At 54.9% G+C, this 19818-nt stretch carries 15 protein-coding genes; 3 read left to right on the top strand and 12 right to left on the bottom strand.

The features are described 5' to 3' along the window. Window position 1: 1 nt before the first annotated feature. From ACEN8Z_RS22415 to acnA, 10 genes are all read right to left on the bottom strand, one after another. Window positions 2–1249 (bottom strand): O-antigen polymerase, encoded by a 1248-nt coding sequence (locus ACEN8Z_RS22415; protein ID WP_495595709.1) that lies wholly within the window; start codon window positions 1247–1249, stop codon window positions 2–4. Continuing rightward, a complete protein-coding gene (locus tag ACEN8Z_RS22410; protein ID WP_495595708.1) occupies window positions 1246–2361 on the bottom strand; it encodes a polysaccharide pyruvyl transferase family protein in 1116 nt (371 codons plus the stop codon). Before ACEN8Z_RS22410 ends, ACEN8Z_RS22415 begins: the two co-directional genes overlap by 4 nt. A 13-nt stretch (window positions 2362–2374) precedes the next feature. Next, window positions 2375–3670 carry a flippase gene (locus ACEN8Z_RS22405; RefSeq protein WP_495595707.1) on the bottom strand — a complete coding sequence of 432 codons (1296 nt, stop codon included), beginning with the start codon at window positions 3668–3670 and terminating at the stop codon, window positions 2375–2377. 144 nt (window positions 3671–3814) lie between these two features. Continuing rightward, the gene (gene wecB, locus ACEN8Z_RS22400; protein WP_495595706.1) at window positions 3815–4942 is read right to left on the bottom strand and encodes a non-hydrolyzing UDP-N-acetylglucosamine 2-epimerase; all 1128 of its coding nucleotides are present in this window, start codon (window positions 4940–4942) and stop codon (window positions 3815–3817) included. An 86-nt stretch (window positions 4943–5028) separates the two neighbouring features. Beyond that, window positions 5029–6687, bottom strand: coding sequence for an undecaprenyl-phosphate glucose phosphotransferase (locus ACEN8Z_RS22395; protein WP_495595705.1), 1659 nt, complete (start codon window positions 6685–6687; stop codon window positions 5029–5031). 421 nt (window positions 6688–7108) lie between these two features. Further along, on the bottom strand, window positions 7109–7618 hold the full coding sequence (rfaH, locus tag ACEN8Z_RS22390; RefSeq protein ID WP_495595704.1) for a transcription/translation regulatory transformer protein RfaH: 510 nt from the start codon (window positions 7616–7618) through the stop codon (window positions 7109–7111). Window positions 7619–7672: 54 nt separating this feature from the next. Next, the gene (locus tag ACEN8Z_RS22385) at window positions 7673–9910 is read right to left on the bottom strand and encodes a polysaccharide biosynthesis tyrosine autokinase (RefSeq protein ID WP_495595703.1); all 2238 of its coding nucleotides are present in this window, start codon (window positions 9908–9910) and stop codon (window positions 7673–7675) included. A 24-nt stretch (window positions 9911–9934) separates the two neighbouring features. After that, window positions 9935–10369: a low molecular weight protein-tyrosine-phosphatase gene (locus ACEN8Z_RS22380; RefSeq protein WP_007974078.1), complete on the bottom strand. Its 435-nt coding sequence runs from the start codon at window positions 10367–10369 to the stop codon at window positions 9935–9937. Between the two features lie 215 nt (window positions 10370–10584). Then, window positions 10585–11373, bottom strand: coding sequence for a CPBP family intramembrane glutamic endopeptidase (locus tag ACEN8Z_RS22375; protein ID WP_495595702.1), 789 nt, complete (start codon window positions 11371–11373; stop codon window positions 10585–10587). A 293-nt stretch (window positions 11374–11666) separates the two neighbouring features. Further along, window positions 11667–14408 (bottom strand): aconitate hydratase AcnA, encoded by a 2742-nt coding sequence (acnA, locus tag ACEN8Z_RS22370; RefSeq protein ID WP_495595701.1) that lies wholly within the window; start codon window positions 14406–14408, stop codon window positions 11667–11669. A 297-nt stretch (window positions 14409–14705) separates the two neighbouring features. On the opposite strand from acnA, the gene rlmM reads away from it, so the two are divergent. After that, window positions 14706–15779, top strand: coding sequence for a 23S rRNA (cytidine(2498)-2'-O)-methyltransferase RlmM (gene rlmM / locus ACEN8Z_RS22365; RefSeq protein ID WP_008001592.1), 1074 nt, complete (start codon window positions 14706–14708; stop codon window positions 15777–15779). A 191-nt stretch (window positions 15780–15970) separates the two neighbouring features. Continuing rightward, complete coding sequence (gene tusA / locus ACEN8Z_RS22360; protein WP_007987255.1) at window positions 15971–16222, top strand: sulfurtransferase TusA; 252 nt, start codon at window positions 15971–15973, stop codon at window positions 16220–16222. A gap of 230 nt (window positions 16223–16452) precedes the next feature. On the opposite strand, the gene ACEN8Z_RS22355 is transcribed toward tusA, so the two are convergent. Continuing rightward, window positions 16453–17853 carry an MATE family efflux transporter gene (locus tag ACEN8Z_RS22355; RefSeq protein WP_495595700.1) on the bottom strand — a complete coding sequence of 467 codons (1401 nt, stop codon included), beginning with the start codon at window positions 17851–17853 and terminating at the stop codon, window positions 16453–16455. Between the two features lie 255 nt (window positions 17854–18108). Between ACEN8Z_RS22355 and pdxB the strand changes: the two genes are divergently transcribed. After that, window positions 18109–19251: a 4-phosphoerythronate dehydrogenase PdxB gene (gene pdxB, locus ACEN8Z_RS22350; protein WP_495595699.1), complete on the top strand. Its 1143-nt coding sequence runs from the start codon at window positions 18109–18111 to the stop codon at window positions 19249–19251. 171 nt (window positions 19252–19422) lie between these two features. On the opposite strand, the gene ACEN8Z_RS22345 is transcribed toward pdxB, so the two are convergent. After that, window positions 19423–19602, bottom strand: a complete 180-nt coding sequence (locus ACEN8Z_RS22345; RefSeq protein ID WP_008001600.1) for a PA1571 family protein — start codon at window positions 19600–19602, stop codon at window positions 19423–19425. Window positions 19603–19818 lie beyond the last annotated feature (216 nt).

Raw genomic sequence — 19818 nt, 5'->3', positions numbered from 1 at the left:
ACTAGTTAAACTGAAATGATGGAAAGGGCAAGGTCCTTTTCCCTTTGGTTGGCATTCTGCGGTAAATTGAAATAGCAATTTTGTAAGCGCCAATAATGACACCGACGTTTAGGATCATATAAAAAAGATTTCCGCTTGCGAGGCCAGTGTATATTTGGTATTCGCAAAATAACAATATTGATAAATTTTCAGCGTTATGGCATTTGTTGCTTTTTAAGAATATTTTGCCAATTATAATTCCAGTGATTAGGCATGCGATAACGGATACGAAAACTCCGAATTCATACTTGTAATAAGCAAATATGGAAGGAGTGACCGGTACTGAAAATTGATTTGAATTAAAACCGTAAATGTGGCGGGAAAGCTGTGCGTTGAATGTTGAACCGTCGGAGCCAAATACTTGAGCAATTGGGTATGTTAAGTCATTGATGATAATGCTTGAGGCTATTGCATCGACATGAAAGCTCTCTGCGCGGTATACAGTATAGATTGGGTCTAATGAGATATAAGTCAGACGCTGGATCATATAATCAACGAAGTTAGTGTCAGCTAATGTTGCGTACTTGCTAAAAGTGAAATATAAAAATCCAACGCCCGTTAAGATGATGCCGGCTATGACTTTGCGACTGATGACTGGGAAATTCCAAAATCGTTTTGTGCAAAGAAGAACAAATACAAAACTTAGGAGAGAGCTTTTGTTTCCTTGAGCGATGAAAAAGAACAGAGATACTGCAATCCAAAAATAGAATGATTTTTTATTTAAATTTTTTGATTGGTAGAGAATTACTGATGTGATTAAGATTAGGCTTGGAAAGTACACGGCGAAACGGCTTGGGATACCGAACAGTCCTGATTCTCGTTGTTGAAATCTAACCATGTCGATGTTGTCGCTAAGAATAGGTAAGCCTACAACAGCATAGTGATAGAGAATGAATGCAAACCCGATAAATAATGCAAACTGGATAGCATTTGGAGATATCGGTTTGCTCGCTAGTAGTGCGCGCGTATTTTTTTTGCGCCACATTGTAGTGACAATAAAGCCAAGAATTAGAGATATGCTGGAGAGTAATAGCCATACAACAAAATCAAATTCGTATGATTCTTGCAAGTAAATCAATGGTAGCGTTATTCGAATGATGAATAAAGAAATAAGGTGGATGAATGATATTTTTGTTTTTATGCAAGCAAAGGCAATAGTGCCATAAAGAATAGCGCCTAGAATAAAAATTAATATGCTTTCTTCGTTCATCGGTTTATCTCAGATGCTAGTTCTTCAGCAACAGGCTTAAAGGATTTGCTAAATTCGTAAAATCGTTTTCGTTCATGCTCAGTTGATTTATTTAGGCGTTTTTTTACATCATCGTAAGAGTTTTGTAATGTATCAACTGCCCTTTCTAATGAGTCAGTTGTTACGTTCATGTCGATTGTAAGGTTTGTATTTAATTGTTCTGATACAATCGCTAGTTTTGGTTCGATATTTATACAAATTGATGGAATGGTAAATGTAGCTGCGGTCACCACTGCGTGATATCGAGACGTAATTAAAAAATCAAATTTTGATATGTGTAATAGTGCTTCATCTAAATTACCTTCATCCCATTCTGAGTATTCGGAGTTGGAGCTATCGAGTGCAGACCGGAATGCTGAATCTTTAATTGGGCTCATGATGTAAAACGCATAGCTTACATTGCGTTTTTTTAGTGTCTGTTTTATGTTTCTTATGACGTTGTTAAAGTCAAACCCAGGCCAATCCCTCAAAATAATTAATGCTTTAAGTTTGCGGGTGTCGCTTGATCTTTCTTCGCCTATTTTTTTGGTATTTAATCTTGTGTACAGCTCGGGTGTATAGCCAATATCTGCGCCGTAATAGAAGTTTTTTCCTCTAAAGTTGTTACAGTGTTCTAGACTGACTTTGTCTCTGACCGATACAAAGTAGGCGTCGCAGATTTTTTTTTGAAGTCTATCGCTTGGCGCAATTTCGAAAGGTCCAAACCCAACGTTCAGCATTATTGATTTTTTCGATAGGATTCGCTTGTGAGTTAAGTGAAATGCTATTCGGTCTAAAAGTGGGAATTTTTTTTGGGGTGGTAACGCGAATGTATAAAACTGTGTTCCGCCTGCAAATATATTATATTTTGTTTTTATTATCCCGAATTTGTCTTTCTGGATAATTTTGATGTCCGGGAAGTGCGACTGGATTTGCAGGCTTAATTTGTCATTTGTTTTAGAGATGATTTTTATTTTGCGTTGAGGTATGTTGTTTTTTGTAAGGAGGTTTAAGTACCCAAGCAATAATAAGTCGTCGCCAAAGTTCCCTTCTCCAAAAGCACCTGAGATACATATTTGTGAAATGCGGAACATGGTAGGCCTATTTTTAGTCTTTTAGTTGGTAGCGGAAGAGTAATGCATTGTGCTTTATCTTCAGAAGGTCTTTAAGATCCTTGTCGAGCCAGTCTATTAAATAGTTGGCGAAGATGGTGCATGTCAGCGTAGCAATGGCTGCCCCGATAATTCCGTATATGGGGATTAAAATGAAATTTAGCATGATGTTTAGAATTGCTGAGGCTATTGTGCGCGTTGCAATTTTTTTCTCCATGCGCTCAGCACTAAAATAGCGAGCGGAAACTGACCCTGTGGCGGAAAAAACAGCAGTCCACATCATTATAGTTAATACTAGTGCTGCTTCTTTATACGCGTCGCCAAAAGATAGTTTGATAATATATTCGCTTGTGAAGGTAGTGATGATAGCAACAAGCACGCATGGCCATATGATCATGCTAAAAAATTGTGTGAGTCTTGGTTTGTAAGAAGGAGAATTTTCTTGTTTTAGCTTTGAAATGATGGGTAAGAGAGAGATTGTTAGTGTGTAAGGGAGAAGAAACCATGCATCAAACAGTTTTGCCGCAGCGGAATATATACCAACTTCTCGTAATCCAAGCATGTGCCTGATCATTATTTGGTCTATTCGCATATAGATTAATATTGCTACTGAGGATGCGACCATGGGCCAGCAACTAGCAAGCATTTCTTTGGCATCTTGCGTGTTGAACTTGAAAAAGAACGTTAATAAATTTGTTCGGGCGAAAATAATTATGAGAAATGTCGCCAGTATTGCCTGCTCTAATGCAGTTATTACAACAAACCAAATTAAATTCGACTTATAAAAAATGAGTGCTAACTTGATGCTCGATGTGATTATTAATGAGGTTGATTTGCAAAGTGAGGAGTATTTTGCCTGTATTTGAGATTGAAAATAAAAATCAATTACTAGGAATGATGTGAAAAAAGTGCTGCCAGCGATTATAAGTGCATATAGTTTTGTTTCGTTATCTTCTTGTATGTTGTAGATGGTTGTTGCTGTAAGTGCGTAGCATATGGCTGCTGTTATAGTCATGATCCAGAAAGCGGTGCCCATTAACTCTTTCTTTCGATCAGGTTTTTGTACAAGGTCTCTAGTCAGTACTGAGTCCATTCCCATTCTAGACACTCCAATTAAGAGCGCAGAGATAGTAAGGACGTAGCTCAATGCACCAAATTGATCTGGGCCTAAATATCGAGCTACATAAATGCCTACAAATACCCCTGAAAAAAGCCTAAGCAATTGCTCGGTCATCATCCAGGTGCTGTTGCCAAGATACCGACGAAAATTCGGATTTAATGTTAAGTTCATTAGTTTTCGCAAGCGAAGTGCTCTACGGTGAATGTCATGAAAATTATGTGTGACATTAAAATTGAATTTTTGGGCTTTGAGGTGGAGTTTAGCGCTTGATGGCTGCTTGGCCTTTAATGAGACAAGGCCAAGCCTATATGACGGTTACCTAGATAGTTTTTCTATGAGCGAATTTTTTATTTTTTCACATGCTTTCCCATCGCCGTATGGATTATGGGCAAAGCTCATCGTTCGGTATGCATCTATGTCATTCAGTAGGCGATTCAATTCAATGACAATATTGTTAGTTTCGGTGCCAACTAGTTTCACAGTGCCTGCCGAGACGGCCTCAGGACGCTCTGTTGTATCACGCATGACCAAAACTGGCTTACCCAGTGAAGGCGCTTCCTCTTGAATACCGCCCGAATCGGTCAATATGATGTGAGAGCGGGTCATCATGTGAACAAACGGAAGGTAATCCAATGGTTCGATCAAATGGACATTGTTGATGCCGGTAAGCAACCGGTTGACGGGTTCGCGAACATTAGGATTGAGGTGCACCGGATAAACGATATCGACCTCTGGGTTTTGTTGGGCGACTTCAATCAGCGCATTGCAGATTCGCTCAAACCCGTCACCGAAGCTTTCTCGACGATGCCCGGTTACGAGAATCAATTTCCGGGAAGGGTCGAGAAATGCGCCAGGTGCGGCGGCTTTTTGATTGAGTTCCTCGTCCTTATCAAGTCGCGCCACTACGTCCAGCAATGCATCAATTACGGTGTTTCCTGTAACGATGATGCTTTCGGGATTGACGCCTTCGCGTAGCAGGTTCGATTGCGAGGTTTCGGTCGGCGCGAAGTGCAGGCTGGCCAGCGCGCCAGTCAACTTGCGATTGCCTTCTTCAGGCCAGGGCGAATATAGATTGCCGGTACGCAGGCCCGCTTCAACGTGCGCGACTGGAATTTGATGGTAGTAGGCCGCGAGGCTGGCGGCAAAGGTGGTCGCGGTATCACCGTGGACCAGCACAATATCCGGTTTGAATTGTGCAAATACGCCTTTCAAGCCTTGCAGGATAGCTGTGCTGACATCTGTCAGGTCCTGGCCGGACTTCATGATATTCAGGTCGAAGTCCGGGGTGATCGCAAACAGGCCAAGCACCTGATCAAGCATTTCTCGGTGCTGGCCTGTCACACAAACCTTCGCATCGAAGCGTTCGTCAGAGGCAAGAGCAAGAACCAGGGGGGCCATCTTGATAGCTTCGGGTCGGGTACCGAAGACGCAAAGAGTTTTCATTAGATTCGGGCCATTTTATTGGTGTTCGTTTGAGTCAAGAGTGCGCAGCGAAAGAGCGCACTACAGTGAGGGGCAGCAGACGGGCTTCAGTAGATGTTCTTTGACAGCAAGGTGAGGGGGGTCTTGATCAGAATCTTGATATCGAGCCACAACGACCAGTTGTTGATGTACGAGAGATCAAGCTCTACACGCTTTTCCATCTTGTCGATAGTTTCTGTCTCGCCGCGATAACCACTGATTTGAGCAAGCCCGGTAATCCCCGGTTTGATTCGGTGCCGAGCCATATAGGCGTCGATTTTTCCGGTGTAGTAATCGTTATGTGCCACGGCGTGAGGGCGAGGGCCTACCAGAGACATGCGGCCTTGCAGGGCATTGAACAGTTGCGGCAGTTCGTCGAGGGAAGTGCGGCGGATGAACTGACCAACGCGGGTTACTCGAGGGTCGTCACGGCTGGCCTGTTTGACTTCCTGGTCGTCGTGCATACGCATCGAGCGAAACTTCCAGACCTCGATGATCTTGCCGTTCCAGCCGTGGCGTTTCTGTTTGAACAGGATCGGGCCAGGGGATGAGCATTTGACGGCGATGGCGGTGGCCAACAATACCGGGCTGAGCAGGATGATCGCGATGAGTGCGACGGTCCGGTCCATTATCGCTTTAGAGGCGGCGGCGGTGGGGTAGGACGTCAGTGGGCTCTCGTTCAAGTGAATGGCGGGAAGGCCTTCGATATCACTGACGGAGTGGTTAAGCAGGATCAGGCTTTGCAGATCCGGGGTCCAGATGACGTCGACGCTGGAGTCCAGCAGGTCGATGTACAGGCCTTCGATCTGTTCGGCTTCCGTCAGCGGCAATGCGATGTAGAGGCGCCGAATCTGGTGGGTTGCGATCAGGTCCCGCAGGTGGGCAAGGCTGCCAATCACCGGGTACAGGCCATTGTTGGGCAAGGGTTGGTCGTCCGCGGCTACCAGGCCAATCAGTGGTTCGTTTCTATTGCGAACCAATTTGTCCGCGAGCTCTTGGGCCAGGTCACCGGTGCCGATAATCAGCGAGGTGCGGGCAGCTTGCAGCTTTTGCTGGTAACGCCGGGAGAGGTTATGCAGTGGCACATAGAGGCAGGCTTGAAGTGCGAAACCGGCAATCGCGAGAATGATGATGACTTCGCGGGAAAATAGCTCACTGGTTTTGGTGATAAACGCCACGACGGTCAAGCCGGAGAGTAGCACCAGCCAGCCAGCCAACAATCGGCCTAGTCCTACCAGATAGCCATGGTGTTTATGGTAGACCTGCATCATGGAATAGGAGGGTACCGAGCCGAGCAGTATGAATGCCGCGAGTATCCGGTAGTGGGCTTCGACTTCCCCGGTCTTTAGAGTCGCCAGTGCACAGAGCAGGAGGATGAGTGCGCAGATTGCGGCAAGCCATTGGGTCCAGAACGTAAGACCGCGACCGGCTGGTAGCGTGGTGTTGCGCTTGCGAATCAAAATAATCTCCCTTGCGTCGATTTGGACATAGCCTTCCTGGGTATGCCTGCTGTCTGGAGTGTTCACTCCATGCAGCTTTAGTTGCTGTTTGAGCCTCTGGCACAAACCGGTCTGTGTCGTGGCGTTTCCCTTATCCGTGGCAGGGAACGCACTCGCCTTGGCCAATATCAAGGTTTTGGGCACGCTACCGCCCCAGGATTGACCGTTGGTTTCCTGAGAACGTGCGCCGTGGGTGCGACGAATGAGCCGATGCGCGAGCGCTGGCATTTTTGGGGAAGAGGGTCAATCAGGCAGGCCGAGTCTGCGCTCGAGGATAATGAGTCTGTCCTTGACTTCTGCACAACGCGAGGTTTGTGCAATGGCATCCTGCCGGAATGGGAATATACCTCAGCCGACGGCGTATTCTACGGTTTTGTTAGGAAATGTGAAGGCATAAAACAGGCTCATATGGGGTTCGGACGGACAAAATTACCAATAACCAGTGAAAAGCCGATTGCAGCCGATAGCCCAGTGTTTGTTGGGCGAAGTGCCACTATGTGGGCCACTACGCGAGCCATCATACGATCGATTCTGGAGTATGTGCGGAAGGGGGTGTAGGAGCGAGCTTGCTCGCGATGGACTCAGGGGTGATGCGTTTACTCAGAGAGCAGGCGTTATTGTTAACGTCCATCGCGAGCAAGCTCGGCTCCTACAGGGGCTTTTCTATGGCGTTGATCGGGACGCTGAGGGTGTGTTCGCGGTGCAGGAGTTGCAGGAGAATTATGATGCGTTCGGCACCGTCGCGGGCGAGGAAGATAGCGTCCAGTTCCTTGAAGCTGCCGCGGTTGATGCGCACGCTGTCACCGGGTTCCAGTGCCAGGGTCTCGGGCGGTTTTTCGCTGAGTTGTTGCTGGAGTTGCGCGATGAGTTCGTCTGCCACTGCGATCGGCTGCTTGCCGAACGTCACCAGTTGGTTGACCCCGCGCGTGGAGCGGATGGGGTGCCAGTTGTCGTTGAGCTGGTCGAGCTGGATGAACAGGTAGCCGGGGAAGAGGGACTCCACCGAGGTGCTGCGGCGACCGCGCTGAATACGTTCGATCCATTGGGTTGGTCGGTAGCAAGTGAAGCCCTGGCGAATCAGGTTTTCCTCGGCGCGGGCGTCTTGCCTGGGTTTGCACTGGATCAGGTACCAGCGTGGGGGCGGGTGCGGACGAGGCATGCTGAGGGCTCTCATGGGGGAATCAGGGCAGCGGCGCTGCCCTGATGTCCGGTGTCACTTTTTGTCCGAGGCGTATTCGTATTGATAGTAGCTGTAGCTACCGTAGCCGTAAGCTGAAGCTTTGCGTTCCACGGCGTTGAAAATCGCACCCTTGACCACGATGCCGTTCTGTTCGAAGCGACGCTTGGTCACTGCGATCTCTTTGGCGGCGTTTACGCCGAAACGGGTCACGATCAGGCTTGTGCCGGCCTGACGGCCCACCAGGGCGGCATCGGTCACTGCGAGGATTGGCGGGGTGTCGATGATCACCAGGTCATACTGGCTGCTGACTTGCTCCAGGAACCGGGTGAAGTTGCTGTGCATCAGCAGTTCGGATGGGTTTGGCGGGATCTGACCGCGGGTGATGACGTGCAGGTTGTCCACTTCGGTGGAGTGGGTTGCCTTGTTCAGATCAATCTTGCCGGCGAGCAGGTCGGACAAGCCATTGTTCACGTCCATGCGGAACATTTTGTTCAGGTAGCCTTTACGCATGTCGGCGTCGACCAGCAGTACCTTTTGTCCGGTCTGGGCGATGATGGCGGCCAGGTTGCACGAGACGAAGGATTTGCCCACGGCCGGGCTTGGGCCGGAGATCATCAGGATGTTGTTCTTCGCTTCCAGGGTTGCGAAGTGCAGGCTGGTACGCAGGCTGCGCAATGATTCGACAGCGAGGTCAGCAGGGTTGTTTACAGCAAGCAGCAGAGAGCCGGTAGATGCGCGGCTGTTGCCCTTCAGAGTTCCCTCAATCAAGGATTGTCCCTTGCTGAGGGGGATCGAAGCGTAAACCGGGATGCCGAGTTGCTCGATGACTTCCGGGTCTTCCACGCCACGATTCATCGCTTTACGAACCAGTACGTAGGCCACGGCAATCAGGCCGCCGAGTAGCGTTGCGATCAAAACGACCAGTGTTTTTTTCGGTTTGACCGGTTTTTCGATGTTTGCATCCGCCGAGTCGATCACACGGACGTTACCTACCGTACCGGCTCGGACAATATCCAGCTCCTGGGTTTTGTTCAGCAGCTGCGTGTAGATGTCGGTGGTGACTTGCATGTCACGGGTCAGGCGCAGTAATTCCTGCTGGGTTTCTGGCAGGTTCTTGACCTTCTTTTCCAGTCCGCGTTTCTGCTGATCCAGCTGACCCATTTGGGTCATCAGTGCCTGGTAGGACGGATGTTCGCGGGTGAAGCGGTGCTCCATCTCGGCTTGCTTGAGCTTCAACTCGGAAATCAGGGTTTCCAGGGCTACGATCTGATCGAGTACAGCTTTGGTTTCGATTGTGATGTCTACGGAGCGAGCGCTGCTCTGGTAGGCATTCAACTGGCCTTCGGCCTTCTCAAGTTGTTTGCGCACATCCGGTAACTGGGTGCGCAGAAACTCCAGGCTTTGTGCGGCTTCGGCGGAGTTGCGCTGGACGTTCTGCAGTACATAGAGCCGGTTGATCTCGTCCAGCACCTTGTTAGCCAGATCAGGATCTTCGTTTTCCAGCGACAGCGCGATGATGCCGGACTCTTTACCGCGTTCAGTGGCCGACACATCGTCCTGGTACTTGAGAATGGTATTGAGGCGACGCTGCTTGGTAACAGTGAACAGAGCGCCGGTATTGGCATTCAGTGTCGAAACTTGCAGTTTGAAGCCACTTTGCTCCAGTTTCTCACCTGCTTGACCTTGAAGGAGGACTTCGTCATCGTCATTCAGCAGAGTAAAGGCGCCATTTCCCTCAGAGCGTAGTGTCAACCCCTTGCCCAGATAGGCATCCGGCACTTCCAGTTGGAAGATATCGAGTTTTTCTCCACCCCAAGTGAAGCTGTTGAGACCGAGCAGTGGCGAGGCCACCTGGTTTTCACTCACCGGCTCAAAGCGCCGGCTCAGAAAATGACCAATCAGCGGGAAATAGTTCGGCTCAACAATAATGTCGAGTTTCAGGTTCTCCACAGCCTTGCCCAGAACCGCACGGGATTTAAGCAGCTCAATTTCAGTCACTGCCGGAGAAGTCCCGCCGAACATCTCACTCATTTCCCCCATGCCGCCCAGCGCAGCCATGCCGCCTTTTTTCTCTTCAACCTGCACCAGCGCATTCGCCTGGTAAACCGGAGTCGACAACAGGGCATAAGCAACACCCACCGCGCAAAAGAACGCGGTGATGCCAACAATGATCCACTTGCTATCGATCAAGGTGCCGAAGAGTGCGAGCAGATCGATGGCGTCATCGTCGTCGCGGTGTTCCTGGATGGGGAGGCTGTTTGGGCTTTGCATGCGGGGTACTTTTACAAGAGGTGATTATAGTTTTTGCGACCAGCTGTCGACGCCTTGCGTCATCAGTTGGTAGACGTGTTCGAAGGCGACCTTCTGTTGGCGATAGGGGTCGGGGATTTCCTGGTTGTTCTGCCACTTGCCCAGCAGGAACGTTTTGCCCTGTGCTTCCGGCGCCATTTGCACGATGCGTTTGACGTGGCCTGTTTCCATGGTGAGGATCAGGTCAGCCTGTTGCAGCAGTTCGCGGGTCAGTTGCCGGCCTTTGTGGTCCGGGTGGTCGCCGTTGTGTTCGCGCAAGACTTCCAGCGCGGTGCTGTCCATGGGTTTGTCCACCAGGGCGTGGATGCCCGCTGAACTCACATCAATGCCGCGCTCGGCCAGTCTGCTTTTAAGCAGGGCCTCAACGGTGGGGCTTCGGCAGATGTTGCCGATGCAAACGACCAGGATTTTATTGAACATAGGGGCTGCGCAAGTTGCGAAATCAAGTATGAAAACCGCACAGGCAGGAGGAAGGAGAGGAGGTGGATTCCATTCCAGCGCAACCGTACGGCTATCTCCGGTGGCCTACTGCTACCGGGGCCATTTTAAAAACGTGCACTCTAGTGGTGTAGGGGGGGAGGGTCAAGGTTCGGCTGTTACTTTCTGTCATACGGTTGTTTGGTTCGTTGCAGTGGCTATCCCGCCATCGGGTAGGTGAACAGTCCGAAGTGCAGCAGGTTCAAGCCGAAGTGGCTGAGGATGGCAGCGCCCAATCCACCAAAACGGTAGGCGAGGCCGTAACCGACCCCGGCCAGACTTGCCAGTACAACCCATTGCCAGCCGGCCCCGGCGTGGCCCAGGCCGAAAATCAGAGACGCCAGCAGCAGGGCGAGGTTTTCACCCTGGGGCCGGGTTTTCATGATCCGGCTCAGCCCGCCCTGGATATAGCCGCGAAACAACGCTTCCTCGACCAGGGTTACCAGCAGCAGGTTGTTGAGTATCCATAGCCAGGCCTGGTCCGGCCATTTCGGCGCCCAGGCGATGATGCCCATCAGCAGCGCACTGCCCAGTGCCAGCACAGCACTTAATGCCAGTGCCAGCACGGTGGCATATAGGAACGAACGCAACGAGTAACGACCGACAATCCATGGGCAGGCCAACAGCAGCCAGAAGCCGATCAGGGGTTTGTCCAGGTTCAGGAACATGGAAAACGACACGGCGTTTTCGCTGAAGCGCTGTAGAGCAATGCCGCGACCGTTATGGAAGCCCGGTAGCCAGTGCAATGCCAGGGCCAGCGCCAGGACGATGAACAGGCCGTGGCCGAGGATGCGTAGACCAGGGATTACTTGTTGGCGAACGGTGAAGCCGGCGATCAACAGCAGCATTACCGAGATTGCCGCCAGCCAATCGAGGTGGCCGTAGGTCAGCGCCAATCCGTAGCCGAGGGAGAGCAGGGCCAGAAAAGTCCATGGCAGGGCAAGCATTTGAAGTCCTTAGAGATGTAGAGCTTTTGCGGCGAGGGAGATTGCCGGAGGGCCGCGATTATAAGCAGAGCCCAAACAAAAACACCGCCCTAAGGCGTAATGCTGTTCGTTAAGCGGCAATGCGATCTGTAGCAGCTGCCGAGCCTGCGAGGCTGCGTTCGGCTGCATAGCAGTCGTGAGTCCAGCTGACGCGGTCTGCCTGACGTACCGCAATTGCTGATTTTACGACTGCTTCGCAGCCGAACGCCGCCTCGCGGGCTCGGCAGCTGCTACAAAGGGTGTCGCGGCTGAAACTAAGACGCGATCAATTGCCGCAACACGTAATGCAGAATCCCTCCCGCCTTGAAGTACTCCACCTCATTGAGCGTATCGATGCGGCACAACACCTCGACTTTCTCGCTGCTGCCGTCTTCGCGGGTGATGACCAGCGTCAGGTTCATCCGTGGCGTCAGCTCGACGCCGGTCAACCCGAGGATGTCCAGGGTTTCACTGCCGTTGAGGTGCAGGCTCTTGCGGTTCTGATCCAGCTTGAACTGCAATGGCAGCACGCCCATGCCCACCAGGTTGGAGCGGTGGATCCGTTCGAAACTTTCGGCGACGACTGCTTTCACTCCCAGCAGGTTGGTGCCTTTGGCGGCCCAGTCGCGGCTCGATCCGGTGCCGTATTCCTGGCCGGCGATTACCACCAGCGGGGTGCCCGAAGCCTGATAGCGCATGGCGGCGTCGTAGATCGGCATTTTCTCCCCGGTGGGAATGTAGCGGGTGTTGCCGCCTTCTTCGCCGCCGAGCATTTCATTGCGGATGCGGATGTTGGCGAAGGTGCCGCGCATCATCACTTCATGGTTGCCACGCCGCGAGCCGTAGGAGTTGAAGTCCCGCGGTTCCACGCCTTTGTTGCGCAGGTATTGCCCGGCCGGGCTGTCGGCCTTGATGTTGCCGGCCGGGGAAATGTGGTCGGTGGTCACCGAGTCGCCGAGCAATGCGAGGACCCTGGCGCCGTTGACATCCTTGACCACTGGCGGCGGACCGCCGATGTCGTCGAAGAACGGTGGATGCTGGATGTAGGTCGAGTCGTCCTGCCAGACATAGGTCGCCGCCTGCGGCACTTCAATCGCCTGCCATTGCGCGTCACCGGCAAACACTTCGGCGTATTCCTTGTGGAACATGGCGGTGTTGACCTGATTCACGGCGTCGGCAATTTCCTTGCTGCTTGGCCAGATATCCCGCAGATAAACCGGTTTGCCGTCCTTGTCATTGCCCAACGGTTCGCGGCTGATGTCCGTGCGCACGGTGCCCGCCAACGCGTAGGCGACCACCAGCGGCGGGGAGGCCAGCCAGTTGGTTTTCACCAGCGGATGCACCCGGCCTTCGAAGTTGCGGTTGCCTGAGAGCACGGAAGCCACGGTGAGGTCGGCTTGCTGGATGGCTTTCTCGATGGGCTCCGCCAGCGGCCCTGAGTTACCGATGCAGGTGGTGCAGCCATAGCCGACCAGAGCAAACCCCAATTCATCGAGGTACCGGGTCAGGCCGGCCGCCTTGTAGTAGTCGGTCACCACTTTCGAGCCAGGCGCCAGCGAGCTCTTCACCCAGGGTTTGCGTGTCAGGCCTTTTTCCACGGCTTTCTTCGCCACCAGCCCGGCTGCCATCATTACGCTCGGGTTGGAGGTGTTGGTGCAGGAGGTGATCGCGGCAATCACCACCGCGCCGTTTTTCAGGCGATAGGTCTGGCCTTCGTAGTGGTAGTCCGCTTCACCGGCCAGATCGGCGTTGCCGACGGCGACGCCGCCACCGCCTTCGCTTTCCAGGCGACCTTCTTCCTTGGTGGTGGGTTTGAATTGGTGGTCGAGGAAGTCACTGAAGGCTTGCGCGACATTCGGCAGCGAAACCCGGTCTTGTGGGCGTTTCGGCCCGGCGAGGCTGGCTTCGACGCGGCCCATGTCCAGCGCCAGGCTGTCGGAGAACAGCGGTTCCTGGCCGGGCAGGCGCCACAGACCCTGGGCCTTGCTGTAGGCCTCCACCAACTGCACCGTTTCGAGGGGGCGGCCGGACAGGCGCAGGTACTCCAGCGTGACGTCGTCCACCGGGAAGAAACCGCAGGTGGCGCCGTATTCCGGGGCCATGTTGGCGATGGTCGCGCGGTCGGCCAGCGGCAGGTCGGCGAGGCCATCGCCGTAGAACTCGACGAATTTGCCCACCACGCCTTTCTTGCGCAGCATCTGGGTGACGGTCAGCACCAGGTCGGTGGCGGTGATGCCTTCCTTGAGCTTGCCGGTGAGTTTGAAACCGATGACTTCCGGAATCAGCATCGACACCGGTTGCCCGAGCATCGCCGCTTCCGCTTCGATACCGCCGACGCCCCAGCCGAGCACGCCGAGGCCGTTGATCATGGTGGTGTGGGAATCGGTGCCGACCAGGGTGTCGGGGAAGGCGTAGGTGCGGCCGTCCTCGTCCTTGGTCCAGACCGTGCGGCCGAGGTATTCCAGGTTCACCTGGTGGCAGATCCCGGTGCCCGGTGGCACCACGCTGAAATTGTCGAAGGCGCTCTGGCCCCAGCGCAGGAACGCATAACGCTCGCCATTGCGCTGCATTTCTATGTCGACGTTTTGTTCGAAGGCGCTGCTGCTGGCGAACTTGTCGACCATCACCGAGTGGTCGATCACCAGGTCCACCGGGGACAGCGGGTTGATCCGCTGCGGATTGCCACCGGCCTTGGCCATCGCGGCGCGCATGGCGGCCAGGTCGACCACGGCGGGAACGCCGGTGAAGTCTTGCATCAGCACCCGCGCCGGGCGGTACTGGATTTCGCGGTCGGAGCGGCGCTCCTTGAGCCACGCGGCCAGTGCCTTGAGGTCGGCACCGGTGACGGTTTTTTCGTCCTCCCAGCGCAGCAGGTTTTCCAGCAGGACTTTCAACGACATCGGCAGCTTGTCCAGCTCGCCCAGGCTCCTGGCGGCATCGGGCAGGCTGAAGTAGTGGTAGGTCTTGTTGCCGACTTGCAGGGTTTTCAGAGTCTTCAGGCTATCGAGGGACGGCATTACGATCACTCCTTTGAGTCCGTACGGCTACGGACAGAGGGAACGGATAGAGGACTAAACCTAGTCCTCTTTAGTGCTTAAGGCTAATAACTGGACTCTATGGGCAAGTCCGAGGTTCCGAAGTCAGCTATCATGCGCCGGTTTTCGTGACAGGCTTTGCTTCAGGGCAAGCGGTCTCTCTTTGTGGGAGCGAGCCTGCTCGCGATGGACGTTAACGATAACGCGTGTTTCCTGAATAAATGCGCCGCCCTGAGTCCATCGCGAGCAAGCTCGCTCCTACAGGGTCCAGGAGTAAGAATGAACACCCTATTCATGCATTGCCGGCCGGGCTTCGAAGGTGAAGTCTGTTCCGAGATTTCCGACCTTGCCGCGCGGTTGAACGTGGCCGGCTACGCCAAGGCCAAGGCCGCCACCGCTTGCGCCGAATTCGTCTGCACCGAAGAAGACGGTGCCGAGCGCCTGATGCGCGGGCAGCGTTTCGCCGAGCTGATCTTCCCGCGCCAGTGGGCCCGGGGGATTTTCATCGATCTGCCGGAAACCGACCGTATCAGTGTGATCCTCGATCATATGGCGGACTTTCCGCTGTGCGGCAGCCTGTGGCTGGAAATGGTCGACACCAACGATGGCAAGGAACTGTCGAACTTCTGCAAGAAATTCGAAGTGCACCTGCGCAAGGCGCTGATGGCGGCTGGCAAACTGGTGGAAGACGCGCACAAGCCGCGCCTGTTGCTGACCTTCAAAAGCGGCCGCGAAGTGTTCATGGGCCTGGCGGAGTCGAACAACTCGGCAATGTGGCCGATGGGTATTCCGCGTTTGAAATTCCCCCGCGAGGCACCAAGCCGTTCGACCCTCAAGCTGGAAGAGGCCTGGCACCACTTCATCCCGCGGGACCAGTGGGACGAGCGCCTGCACGGCGACATGACCGGTGTTGACCTCGGGGCCGCCCCCGGTGGCTGGACCTGGCAACTGGTCAACCGCGGCATGCTGGTGACCGCCATCGACAACGGCCCGATGGCCGAAAGCCTGATGGACACGGGGCTGGTGCAACATCTGATGGCCGATGGTTTCACCTTCAAGCCCAAGCAGCCGGTGGACTGGATGGTTTGCGACATCGTCGAGAAGCCGGCGCGTAACGCCGCGATGCTGGAAGAGTGGATCGGCGACGGGCATTGCCGCGAGGCGGTGGTCAACCTCAAGCTGCCGATGAAACAGCGTTATGCCGAAGTGAAGCGTTTGCTCGAGCGCATTGCCGATGGCTTCAAGGCGCGGGGCATCAAGGTCGAGATTGGCTGCAAGCAGCTGTACCACGACCGTGAGGAAGTGACTTGCCATTTGCGCCGGCTGGACGTGAAGAAACCAAAATCCCGCTGAAACACCGCAACCCCCTGTAGGAGCGAGCCTGCTCGCGATGGACCTGAGAGCGCATTGGGGTGTCAGGCATCCCGCGTTATCGTTAACGATCATCGCGAGCAAGCTCGCTCCTACAAGGGTACGGCGTTATGCCACAGATGACGTTGCACCCGGCAATGCGCGACAATGCCGGCCAGTTTCAGGAGTGAATCATGAGTGAAATGCTTGATACGCCGGTAGACGGCACCCTCGATGCCACCGGCCTCAACTGCCCCGAGCCGGTGATGATGCTGCACCAGCACATTCGTGACCTGGTGCCCGGCGGCCTGCTCAAGGTGATCGCCACCGATCCGTCGACTCGTCGCGACATTCCCAAGTTCTGTGTGTTTCTCGACCACGAACTGGTGGCGCAGCACGAAGAGGCGGGCACCTACCTCTACTGGATCCGCAAGAAGTCCGGTTAACGGACTCTCAGCCGCGACACCCTTTGTAGCAGCTGCCGAGCCCGCGAGGCTGCGTTCGGCTGCGAAGCAGTCGTAAAATCAGTCATTGCGGTACGTCAGGCAGACCGCGTCAGCTGGACTCACGACTGCTACGCAGCCGAACGCAGCCTCGCGGGCTCGGCAGCTGCTACGGATCGCATTACCGCTTAACTGACTGGCATTAACCAGTGCAGGTCTTTTTTTGTGTGCGCTTAGCCCATCGATTGGCTATTACGAATCCGTTTGCGCGCACTGAGCGTCAGGCGGATCGACAGCATCAGCGCCGCACAGCTCAAACCGGCAATCAGCCCTTCCCACAGCCCGCTCGGGCCGCTGGCCGGACCGAACCAATCGGTCAGTCCCAGCACGTAACCGACCGGCAGGCCGATGCCCCAATAGGCGAACAAGGTCAGAATCATCGTCACCCGGGTGTCCTGGTATCCACGCAACGCGCCCGCGCAAATCACCTGGATGGCGTCGGAAAACTGGTACAGCGCGGCGTAGACAATCAACATCGACGCAATCTGGATCACGCTCTGGTCAGGCGTGTAGATCGAGGCGATCGGTTCGCGCAGACACAGGATCAGGCTGGCCGAGAACGCCGCAAACACCAACGCTGCACCGAGCCCGACCTTCGCCGCGAAGCGCGCCTGCCAAGGATTGCCGGCCCCCAGTGCCTGACCGACTCGCACGGTCACTGCCATGCCCAGCGAGTAGGGAATCATGAACAGCAGCGAGCTGATATTCAGGGCGATTTGATGTCCGGCCACCACGGTAGAGCCGAGACTGCCGATCAACAGGGCGATGACCGCGAAGATGCTGGACTCGGCGAAGACGGCGATACCGATCGGCAGGCCAATCCCGACCAGGCGCCTGATCACTGCCCACTTCGGCCGGTCGAAGCGCACCAGCACCCGGGTGCGGGCATAGAACGGGGCCCAGAACGTCCAGCCGGCCATGCTCAACGCCATGAACCACATCACGATGCCGCTGGCCCAGCCGCAACCGACGCCGCCCAGGGCCGGTGCGCCGAAATGGCCATAGATCAACGTATAGTTCAGCGGGATGTTCAGCAGCAGGCCGCACAAGCCAATGACCATGCTCGGACGGGTACGCCCCATGCCATCGCTGTAGCAGCGCAGTACGTAATAGAACGCCATGCCCGGCAAGCCGAAGGCGATACCGTGCAGGTAGCCCATGCTTGGCTCGATCAATTGCGGATCGACTTTCATCCAGTGCAGGATCGGCTCGGCACCGAGCAGCAGGCCGCTGCCGATCAACCCGACGCACAGTGCCAGCCACAGCGCCTGGCGTACCAGTGGACCGATCTCGTCAAACTGCCGGGCGCCATAGCGTTGTGCGACCTTGGGTGTGGTTGCCAACAGGACGCCGGACATCAACAGGTAGACCGGAATCCAGATCGAGTTGCCCAGGGCCACCGAGGCCAGGTCCCGTGGGCTGACCCGGCCGGCCATCACGGCATCGACGAAGCCCATGGCCGTGGTGGCCAGTTGCGCGATCATGATCGGCAGGGCCAGGCTGAGCAGGCCTTTGAGCTCCAGGCGTACCGGGGTCGTGCGTGGGGCGGCGGTAGTGTCAGTCACGGAATTCACAAGCGAAGCGTCCAGAGGTTTTGATGCGCAGGGCCGCGCATTCTACGCTTTGACGTATCGGTCAGGAAAAGACTGTGTTGGGTATTTGTAATCGCACCGCTCTCCCTGTAGGAGCGAGCTCGCTCGCGATGGATGTGAGGGCGCCGCGTTCATTCAGGCAGCCCTCATTATCGTTAATGCCCATCGCGAGCATGCTCGCTCCTACACAGAGATGAATTCTGCGCCTAAACTGCCGGTCCGCCAAAGGAGCCTGCCATGCTGATTGTTGCCGACGAAAATATCCCCCTGCTCGATGCCTTCTTCGAAGATTTTGGTGAAGTCCGCCGGGTACCGGGTCGCTCCATCGACCGTGCCACGGTCGAGCAGGCCGATGTGCTGCTGGTGCGTTCGGTGACCAACGTCAATCGCGCGCTGCTCGAAGGCAGCAAGGTGCGCTTTGTCGGTACGTGCACCATCGGCACCGATCATCTGGACCTGAATTACTTTCAGCAGGCCGGTATCACCTGGTCCAGCGCACCGGGTTGCAATGCCCGGGGCGTGGTTGACTATGTGCTCGGCAGTTTGTTGACCCTGGCCGAGATCGAAGGCGTCGACCTGGCCCGGCGTACCTACGGCGTGGTCGGTGTCGGCGAAGTGGGCGGGCGGCTGGTCAAGGTGCTGCAAGGCCTGGGCTGGAAGGTGCTGGTGTGCGATCCGCCACGGCAGGCCGCTGAAGGGGGTGACTACGTCAGCCTTGAGCAGATCGTCGAGGAGTGCGACGTCATCAGCCTGCACACGCCGCTGACCAAGCAGGGCCCGCAATCGACCTGGCATTTGTTCGATGAAAAACGTCTGAACCAGCTCAAGCCCGGCACCTGGCTGATCAACGCCAGTCGCGGGCCGGTGGTGAACAATGCGGCCCTGCGCGATGTGCTGCTGGAGCGCGAAGACCTGCAAGCAGTGCTCGATGTCTGGGAAGGCGAGCCTGAGGTCGATGTGGCGCTGGCGGAACTGTGTGTGCTGGCAACGCCGCACATTGCCGGTTACAGCCTCGACGGCAAGCAGCGGGGGACCGCGCAGATTTATCAGGCGTATTGCGATTTTCTCGGACAACCGGCCCGCGTCAGCCTGAGCGATTTGCTGCCGGCACCGTGGCTGTCGCACGTGACCCTGAATGCGCAAAGCGACCCGGCCTGGGCGTTGGCCATGCTGTGTCGTGGCGTGTATGACCCGCGTCGCGACGATGCGGATTTCCGTCGCAGCCTGGTCGGCAGCGTCAGCGAGCAGCGTGCGGCGTTTGATGCGCTGCGCAAGAATTATCCGTTGCGCCGTGAGATCGACGGGTTGCAGGTGCGGATCGACGGGGATTCGCCAGAGTTGCAGAGGATTGTGGCGGCGTTGGGGGCAACGGCAATCTGATAGACCGCGGCGGCCCCATCGCGAGCAGGCTCGCTCCTACACTGGATCTATATGCACCACAAATCCCCTGTGGGAGCGGGCTTGCTCGCGAAGGGCGCCCCACAATGTCCGGACAGGCACCCATAAAAAACCCGGCCAACAATGGGCCGGGTCTAGAAGACGGTGGCTATATCACTTTTGTTCGGCAGGTTTGACCAATCGGCGTTCCAGTTCGCTGCAAGCTTTCTGGATCATTTTTTCAGTGATCGGTACTTCGCGGCCCTGCTCGTCAATAATCGAGCAACCCAGAGACTGGTCTGGTTGCGTGCGGATCACTTGAATCCTGTCATCGCTGCGGTGTTGCAAGGACATGGCCTGTCTCCTCATCAGGTTGTGTGCTTAATGTAGAACCTCCAGGTGACCGGGCTGTGACAACGTCCTGCGATCTTTCCGGGGGGACAGAACCAGTCCAGCAGAAATGCCGGCGCGTGGCTAGCCGAACTTTAGATCAATAGCGTCTAGCCTCCAGTCTTGGTGGACATAATTAACCTGACTCATTGTGATTTGCACCGGGCTACCCCATTGAAC

This window comes from Pseudomonas sp. Pseusp10, assembly GCF_059492225.1.
The sequence above is the reverse complement of the archived record's forward strand: the minus strand, read 5'-3'. Positions and strand labels throughout refer to the sequence as shown.